Here is a 406-nt window from a genome sequence, read left to right as displayed (position 1 = left end):
ATCATAGTCGGCCACCTTTTCCAAAGCCGAGCTGCATCGACAATGACCGTTGAGACCGTGCGCGCCTTCCTCGCCCTTCACGCACCTGACATCGCGATCCTGGAGTTGGACGGCAGCAGCGCGACGGTCGAGCTCGCCGCACGCGGACATGGCGTGGCACCAGCGCAGATCGCCAAGACGCTGTCGCTGCGGATCAAGGATCGCAGCCTCCTGGTCGTGACATGTGGCGACGCCCGCTTGAACAATCGCAAGGTGAAGGACGTGCTGGGCGGCAAGGCGAGCATGTTGGGCGCCGAAGAAGTCATCACGCTGACCGGGCATCCGGTGGGCGGCGTCTGCCCTTTCGGGCTCGCAACTCCGTTGCCGATCTATTGCGATGTGTCGCTGCGCGCTTTCGACGAGGTCC

At 63.8% G+C, this 406-nt stretch carries 1 protein-coding gene; it reads left to right on the top strand.

Going from position 1 to position 406, the window contains the following annotated elements; translation table 11 throughout:
• Positions 1 to 42 precede the first annotated feature (42 nt).
• The coding region (locus GV819_RS32740; protein WP_161760130.1) for a YbaK/EbsC family protein at positions 43 to 406 on the top strand (364 nt) is incomplete at its 3' end.

The sequence above is a fragment of the Pseudomonas sp. Fl5BN2 genome, from assembly GCF_009908205.1.
Taxonomy (GTDB): Bacteria; Pseudomonadota; Gammaproteobacteria; order Pseudomonadales; family Pseudomonadaceae; genus Aquipseudomonas.
Note: the sequence above shows the minus strand (reverse complement) of the source record. Positions and strands in the feature narration are given on the sequence as shown.